This is a genomic window from Kitasatospora sp. MBT66 (assembly GCF_000710405.2).
GTDB classification, from domain to species: domain Bacteria; phylum Actinomycetota; class Actinomycetes; order Streptomycetales; family Streptomycetaceae; genus Kitasatospora; species Kitasatospora purpeofusca.
In genome coordinates, this window is the sequence record NZ_JAIY01000010.1 from 702902 (window position 1) to 709675 (window position 6774).

10 protein-coding genes are annotated in these 6774 nt (G+C 73.8%); all 10 read right to left on the bottom strand.

What is annotated here, in order from left to right:
- Window positions 1-106: 106 nt before the first annotated feature.
- A complete protein-coding gene (locus tag BI06_RS27825; RefSeq protein WP_030391394.1) occupies window positions 107-970 on the bottom strand; it encodes a thioredoxin domain-containing protein in 864 nt (287 codons plus the stop codon).
- A 57-nt stretch (window positions 971-1027) separates the two neighbouring features.
- Window positions 1028-1519, bottom strand: a complete 492-nt coding sequence (locus BI06_RS27830) for a MauE/DoxX family redox-associated membrane protein (RefSeq protein WP_233290307.1) — start codon at window positions 1517-1519, stop codon at window positions 1028-1030.
- A gap of 94 nt (window positions 1520-1613) precedes the next feature.
- Window positions 1614-1961, bottom strand: a complete 348-nt coding sequence (locus BI06_RS27835; RefSeq protein ID WP_043472347.1) for a hypothetical protein — start codon at window positions 1959-1961, stop codon at window positions 1614-1616.
- Between the two features lie 212 nt (window positions 1962-2173).
- Window positions 2174-2983 (bottom strand): tryptophan synthase subunit alpha, encoded by an 810-nt coding sequence (gene trpA, locus BI06_RS27840; protein WP_030391397.1) that lies wholly within the window; start codon window positions 2981-2983, stop codon window positions 2174-2176.
- A 2-nt stretch (window positions 2984-2985) separates the two neighbouring features.
- Complete coding sequence (gene trpB / locus BI06_RS27845; protein WP_051741986.1) at window positions 2986-4266, bottom strand: tryptophan synthase subunit beta; 1281 nt, start codon at window positions 4264-4266, stop codon at window positions 2986-2988.
- A gap of 54 nt (window positions 4267-4320) precedes the next feature.
- The gene (gene trpM, locus BI06_RS55595) at window positions 4321-4470 is read right to left on the bottom strand and encodes a tryptophan biosynthesis modulator TrpM (RefSeq protein WP_369826235.1); all 150 of its coding nucleotides are present in this window, start codon (window positions 4468-4470) and stop codon (window positions 4321-4323) included.
- A 10-nt stretch (window positions 4471-4480) separates the two neighbouring features.
- Window positions 4481-5287, bottom strand: a complete 807-nt coding sequence (trpC, locus tag BI06_RS27850; RefSeq protein ID WP_030391399.1) for an indole-3-glycerol phosphate synthase TrpC — start codon at window positions 5285-5287, stop codon at window positions 4481-4483.
- A 261-nt stretch (window positions 5288-5548) separates the two neighbouring features.
- Complete coding sequence (locus BI06_RS27855; protein WP_030391400.1) at window positions 5549-6001, bottom strand: DUF2752 domain-containing protein; 453 nt, start codon at window positions 5999-6001, stop codon at window positions 5549-5551.
- Window positions 6002-6085: 84 nt separating this feature from the next.
- The gene (locus tag BI06_RS27860) at window positions 6086-6343 is read right to left on the bottom strand and encodes an HGxxPAAW family protein (protein WP_030391401.1); all 258 of its coding nucleotides are present in this window, start codon (window positions 6341-6343) and stop codon (window positions 6086-6088) included.
- Window positions 6344-6488: 145 nt separating this feature from the next.
- On the bottom strand, window positions 6489-6774 hold a 286-nt coding region (locus tag BI06_RS27865; RefSeq protein ID WP_043472349.1), incomplete at its 5' end, for a Trp biosynthesis-associated membrane protein.

Below are 6774 nucleotides of genomic sequence, written 5' to 3' on the forward strand. Positions count from 1 at the left end.
CGGTGCACAGATCGGTGCACCGATCGGCGCGCGCCCGGTGCACGGCCCGCCGCCGCCCCCTCCGGCCGGGGAGGGGACGGCGGCGGCCGCGGCGCGGGCGTCCGGCTCAGCCGGCCTTCGGCGAGGGGTTGTTGCTCTCCGAGGCGGTGCTGGTGGGGGCCGGCGACTGTCCGTGGGTGCCCGGGGTGCCCAGTGTCTTGCCCTGGTTGGCGGCGTCGACCCACTTCACCAGGTTCGCCGGGGTGATCTCCTCGTTGTTGTACTTCGGGTAGATCGGCTGTCCGTTGAGCAGCACGGTGGGCGTGGACTTGTAGCTCGACTTGTCGAAGTCCTGCTGGACCGCCGACACCCATCCGCTGTACGTGGAGTTGTTGACGCAGGCCTCGAAGGCGGGGGTGTCGAGGCCGTTGACCTGCTTGCCGAGGCTGATGAGGGTCGCCTTGTCGCCGAAGGCGTCGCTGGTCTCGTCCGGCTGGTTGCGGTAGAGCACGTCGTGGTAGTCGCGGAAGTGCCCGGCGTCCTGGGCGCAGGCCAGCGCGTTGGCGCCGTAGCGGGAGCCCTTGCCGGGCACGGCCCGGTCGATGAACGAGACGATGTGGTAGTTGGTGTAGATCTTGCCCGCGTCCTCGAGCTGGCTGATGGTGGAGGAGAACTCCCGCTCGAAGGTGCCGCAGGCGGGGCAGCGCGGGTCCTCGTAGACGGTGAGGACGGCGGGCGAGTTGTCGGAGCCGACCGGGATCACCAGGTTCTTGTCCCCGATGGTGCCGGCCGGGGCGGCGGTGGGGGTCTCCGGCTTGGAGCGCTGGTCCTGCACCACCACGCCGGTGACCACGGCGGCGGCGATCACCGCGAGTGCCACCCCGCCGATGATCAGCTTCTTCTTCTTCCGGCCGCGGGCCTCGTCCGCGGCCCGGTCCGCCAGCATCCGCTCGCGGGCGGTGCGCTTGCCTTCTCGGTTCTTCTCGCTCATCAGCCTTGGACATTCCAGATTCGGGGGCGGGGGTGGTGCGGTGGGAGGACGGGGCGCTCAGCGCGCCAGCCAGCCGTCCACCGAGAACTTGGTGCGGGGCCACCGGAGCAGCCAGCCGGCCAGCAGCAGGAACCCGGTGTCGCGCAGGATTTCCTGCAGGTACTCGGTCTGCGAGGAGTCGACCGCCCCGCCGCCGCCGAAGCATCCGCAGTCGATGGAGATGCCGCGCGCCCAGGCGGAGGCGATCCCGGCGATGAAGGCGAGCAGCAGCCCCGCCGAGAGCGCCGCGACCAGGCGCGTGCCCAGGCCGACCACCAGCAGCAGCGCGAGCGCCAGCTCCAGGAAGGGCAGCCCGTGGCCGACCGGTTTGACCAGCGCCTCGGGCAGGATCTCGTACGCGCGCACCGCCTGGGCGGCCTCCGCCGGGTCGGCGATCTTCGCCAGCCCCGCCCAGCCCCAGACCACGGCCAGGCCCAACCGGGCCGCCGTACCGACCCACTCCGTCACCGGCCCGGCCATCCGGACAACCCCCTCGGGAAACACCGTCACGCCCTATGAACCGCCGACGGTGACGCCGGGTTCCTCCGGTTTCGCGAGTTAAGCCGAAAGAGTGAGCATTGATAGTTGTTGACCCGGTTTCACCCTAACGAGTGGTCGGGTCGCAGCCGGGCGGCCACCCCAGGTCGTACCGGTCGACCTCGTACCTCCCGGGCCCGTACCTCCCGGCCTCGGATCTCCCGGCCTCGGATCTCCCGGCCTCGGACCGGCCGTCGCCGAGGAGTGCCGGCCGCCCCTGCGGGTCCGAGCGGCCGGCCCGGACCACCGCCTCCATCCGGACCGCCTCGGCGCACACGTAGGCGTCCCGCTCGGCCCGCTCCACCCCCCTCTTGGCCAGGGCCGGGACGACCGCCGCCTGCGCCCCGAGCGCGGCGCCGAGGGCCAGCGCGGCCGCGGCCGCCCGTAGCAGCACGGCTCGCTGAAGACCGGGCATCGGCCGACCCCTTCCGCTCGCTCCCGCGCCCCCGGGGGCGCGTGGTTCGTGCACTCGTCCCTCCACTCAACGCCGGTCAACCCCCGCTGATGCGCGCGCCCCGCAGTGTTCACCCGTTCGGGTCCGACCGGCCGCCCGCGCCCGGGGGAACGCCGACGGCCCGCCACCTCCGAGGAGATGACGGGCCGTCGGTGACAGAACCGAAAGCGGATCTAGCTGCGGCGAACGCCCTGCGCCAGCTCGCCGGCCAGCTCGCGGACCGCCGCCAGCGCGGCCCCCTCGTCCCCGTCCGCGTCCAGGATCCGCTGGACGAAGGCCGAACCGACGATGACGCCGTCCGCGAACCCGGCGACCTGCGCCGCCTGCTCACGGGTCGACACCCCGAGGCCGACGCAGACCGGCAGCTCGGTGGTGGCCCTGGTCCGGGCGACCAGGTCCTCGGCGAGGTCGCCGACCTGGGCCCGGCTGCCGGTCACGCCCATCACCGCGGCCGCGTACACGAAACCGCTGCCGGCCGCGGTGACCTCCGCGAGCCGGCGGTCCTTGCTGCTCGGCGCGACCACGAACACGGTGTCCAGACCGTGCTCCTCGGCCGCCTTGCGCCACTCCACGGACTCCTCCACCGGCAGGTCCGGCAGGATGCAGCCCGCCCCGCCGGCCGCGGCCAGGTCGGCGGCGAACCGCGCGACGCCGTACCGGTCCACCGGGTTCCAGTAGGTCATGACCAGCACCGCCGCGGCGGGGTGCGCCGCGGCCACCTCCTGGACGGTGCGCAGCACGTCCTTGATCCGCACCCCGCCCCGCAGCGCGATGTCGTCCGCGGTCTGGATGGTCGGGCCGTCCAGCACCGGGTCCGAGTGCGGCAGGCCGATCTCGACGATGTCGCAGCCGCCCTCGATCAGCGCGCCGACGGCGCGGATGCCGCCGTCCACGGACGGGAAGCCGGCCGGCAGGTAGCCGATCAGCGCGGCGCGGCCCTCCGCCTTGGCGGCGGCCAGGATGCCACTGAGCTTGGAAGCCATGGTCACTTACCCCCGTGGGCGGAGCCGGCGCCCGGCTCGTCGTAGAGGCCGAAGTACTCGGCGGCGGTGTGCATGTCCTTGTCGCCGCGGCCGGACAGCGAGACCAGCACGGTGGCCCCGGGTCCGAGCTCGCGGCCCAGCTCCAGGGCGCCGGCCAGCGCGTGCGCGCTCTCGATGGCCGGGATGATGCCCTCGGTGCGGGACAGCAGCCGCAGCGCCTGCATGGCGGCGTCGTCGGTGACCGGGCGGTACTCGGCCCGGCCGGTGTCCTTCAGCCAGGCGTGCTCCGGGCCGACGCCCGGGTAGTCGAGGCCGGCCGAGATCGAGTGCGACTCGATGGTCTGGCCGTCCTCGTCCTGCAGCACGTACGTCCGGGAGCCGTGCAGCACCCCCGGGTCGCCCTTGGTCAGGGTGGCGGCGTGCTTGGGCGTCTCGGCGCCCTCGCCGGCCGCCTCGCAGCCGATCAGCCGCACCCCGGCGTCCGGGATGAACTCGTGGAAGATGCCCATCGCGTTGGAGCCGCCGCCGACGCAGGCCACGACCGCGTCGGGGAGCCGGCCGGTGCGGTCCAGCACCTGCTGGCGCGCCTCGATCCCGATGACCCGGTGGAAGTCCCGGACCATCATCGGGAACGGGTGCGGGCCGGCCACGGTGCCGAACAGGTAGTGGGTGGAGTCGACGTTGGCGACCCAGTCGCGGAACGCCTCGTTGATGGCGTCCTTGAGCGTCCGGCTGCCGGAGGTCACGGAGACCACCTCGGCGCCCAGCATCCGCATCCGGGCGACGTTGAGCGCCTGGCGCTGGGTGTCGACCTCGCCCATGTAGATGGTGCAGTCGAAGCCGAACAGGGCGCAGGCGGTGGCGGTGGCCACGCCGTGCTGGCCGGCGCCGGTCTCGGCGATGATCCGGGTCTTGCCCATCCGCCTGGTGAGCAGGGCCTGCCCCAGGACGTTGTTGATCTTGTGCGAGCCGGTGTGGTTGAGGTCCTCGCGCTTGAGCAGGATCCGCGCGCCGCCGGCCTCGGCGGAGAACCGCCGCACATCGGTCAGCGGGCTGGGGCGGCCGGTGTAGTCCTTCAGCAGCGCGTCGAGCTCGGCGGCGAAGGCCGGGTCGGACTTGGCCTTCTCGTACTCCTCGGCGACCTGCTCCACGGCGGCGACCAGCGCCTCCGGGATGAAGCGGCCGCCGTACGCGCCGAAGTAGCCGCGCGCGTCGGGCACCTCGGTGCCGGGCAGGTGGTCCCGCTCGGGCCCCGCGGAGGGGTTCTCGGACTTTTCGGACATGGTGAAGTCCTTCGGGGTGATGTCGACGGATGACGTGACGTCTGATGGCTGCGGTCAGCCGGACGTCGGACGCCATCGCTTCCCGGGGACCTGTCCGGGCTCGCAGCCGATGACGTACCGCACCCGCCGCCCCAGCACCCGGCGCGCGGGCGCGCGGCAGCCGCGCGGGCGGCAGCCGGGGGCGAGACGAGTGGCGATCTTCATGGCGGCGGGATCAGTCCTTGTGCCGGATCGCCGGGTGGGCGCCGGCCGCGACCAGGTCGGCCACGGCGGCCCGCGGGTCCTTGCCGGTCACCAGGGACTCGCCGACCAGGACCGCGTCCGCGCCCAGGTTGGCGTAGGAGATCACGTCCAGCGGACCGCGCACCCCGGACTCGGCGATCTTGACGATGCCGTCCGGGATCGCGTGGACGACATTGCCGAAGGTGTTGCGGTCCACCTCGAGGGTCTTGAGGTTGCGGGCGTTGACGCCGATGATCCGCGCCCCGGCGTCCACCGCGCGCTTGATCTCCTCCTCGTCGTGCACCTCCACCAGCGGGGTGAGGCCGATCGACTCGGCGCGCTCGATCAGCGACACCAGGGCCGGCTGCTCGAGGGCCGCGACGATCAGCAGCGCGAGGTCGGCGCCGTGCGCGCGGGCCTCCCACAGCTGGTAGGCGGTGACGATGAAGTCCTTGCGGAGCAGCGGGGTGTCCACGGCGGCGCGGACGGCGTCCAGGTCCGCCAGCGAGCCGCCGAAGCGGCGCTGCTCGGTCAGCACGCTGATCGCGGCGGCACCGCCGGCCGCGTAGTCGGTCGCCAGGGAGGCCGGGTCCGCGATCGTGGCCAGCGCGCCCTTGGACGGGCTGGAGCGCTTGACCTCGCAGATCACCCGGATGCCGTCGCCGCGCAGTGCGGCCACGCCGTCCTTGGCGTCCGGGGCCTTGGCGGCGAGCTCCTTGAGCTCGTCCAGCGAGACCCGGGCCTGTCGCTCGGCGAGGTCCTCGCGGACCCCTTCGACGATCGAGTCGAGCACACTCACTCGGGCGCCCCCATCATGATTTGCCGGTACTGACTGGCGAGGAGCCGGGGCCAATGGGCCTCCGGCCCTTCGATGGTATCGGCACGGGGGGGCGCACAGCGCATCCGCCCGGCGCGCGTCTCGTGGTACGGACACCGTCCGGGGGCTCCGGCCTGCGCCTTCACCGCTCCGCCACCCCGCCCGGCCGCACCGCCGGGGGAAGGCCCGGGCGCTCCGCGACTCGAACCGGCTCGAACCGACTCGGACCGGTCGGGACCGGGCTCAGACCGACGGCGGGGCCAGACCGGCGCCGACCGGCAGGTTGCGGACCACCGTGAAGACCAGCACGAACAGCGCCACCAGCACCCAGCGCCGGGGCCCGAGCGCCAGCCGCGGCCCGGGCAGTCCGCGCAGCGCCGCCCAGAGCCAGCGCGCCCAGAGCACCGCCAGCACCACGAACAGCAGCACCGCCACCGCGTTGTCGTGCAGGGCCCCGTTGAAGTCCCCGTGGGTCAGCGCGTGCACACAGCGCAGCCCCCCGCAGCCCGGGCACCACCAGCCGGTGGCCGCGAGGAAGGGACAGTCCGGGTAGTGCCCGGGGTTGTTCGGGTCCACCGCGGCGATGTACCCGGCGGGGACGGCCACGGCGACCGCGGCGGCCAGCGGCGGAACCAGCCGGCGGGGGCCGGACGGCCGGGCGGCGGCGGTGGGGGCGGGGGCGGCGTTCACGCCCATGATTGTGCCCCTCCCGGCGCCGTCGCGGGAGAAACGAAACGGCGGGCCTGCCGCCCGCCGTTCACGTGAGGAGGTCCGACCGGGTCAGGCCGCGCTGCCGGCCAGCGCCGCCTGCTCCTCCGGGGTGTAGACGTGGGCGCTCGGCTGCGCGCCCATGCCCGCCATCGACATGGCCTTGCCGACCACGCCGCCCAGCACGACGACCGCGAGGCCGCCCCAGACCAGCAGCACCGACGGCAGGATCATCGCGACACCCGCGATGGCGAAGCCGATGAAGGAGATCGTCACGCCGGTCCAGGCGGCGACGGTGTGGCCGCTGGCGGCCTTCGTTCCTGCAGACATCAGATGGTGCTCCTACGCTCTCGGGGCCCCGGCCGGGCCTGCGGGCCCCTGGCGGGTTGACGTCTCCATTGTGCCGGGCCGTACAGCGGCGGCCCAAAGCGGGTGGCGGGTCTATCGCGTCACAGTGCGACCCGCTCCGCCCGGCTCACCGCGCGGTCGGGTCCTCGCCCCGGTCCAGCGCCTTCCACAGGTCCGCCGGGGTCTCGGCCGCCGCCGAACGCCGGACCGGCGCCCCACCGGTCGGCGCCTCGTAGCGGCTGCCCATGGCCGGCCAGCCGCGCCCGTAGCGGACGGTCAGGAAGCCGGCCAGTGCCAGCAGCAGCCCGCCCAGCAGCGCCACCCACGGCCAGGCGGTGTGCCCGACCCCGGTCGCGGCGGAACCGGTCAGCGCCAGCTTGCGGGCCGCCTCGGCGTCCAGCGCGGCGGTGTCC

Bases quoted from the DNA above. Each gene is read 5' to 3' on its own strand.
- BI06_RS27825 (WP_030391394.1), bottom strand. From the start codon at position 970: ATGAGCGAGAAGAACCGAGAAGGCAAGCGCACCGCCCGCGAGCGGATG.
- BI06_RS27835 (WP_043472347.1), bottom strand. From the start codon at position 1,961: ATGCCCGGTCTTCAGCGAGCCGTGCTGCTACGGGCGGCCGCGGCCGCG.
- trpA (WP_030391397.1), bottom strand. From the start codon at position 2,983: ATGGCTTCCAAGCTCAGTGGCATCCTGGCCGCCGCCAAGGCGGAGGGC.
- trpB (WP_051741986.1), bottom strand. From the start codon at position 4,266: ATGTCCGAAAAGTCCGAGAACCCCTCCGCGGGGCCCGAGCGGGACCAC.
- trpM (WP_369826235.1), bottom strand. From the start codon at position 4,470: ATGAAGATCGCCACTCGTCTCGCCCCCGGCTGCCGCCCGCGCGGCTGC.
- BI06_RS27855 (WP_030391400.1), bottom strand. From the start codon at position 6,001: ATGGGCGTGAACGCCGCCCCCGCCCCCACCGCCGCCGCCCGGCCGTCC.
- BI06_RS27860 (WP_030391401.1), bottom strand. From the start codon at position 6,343: ATGTCTGCAGGAACGAAGGCCGCCAGCGGCCACACCGTCGCCGCCTGG.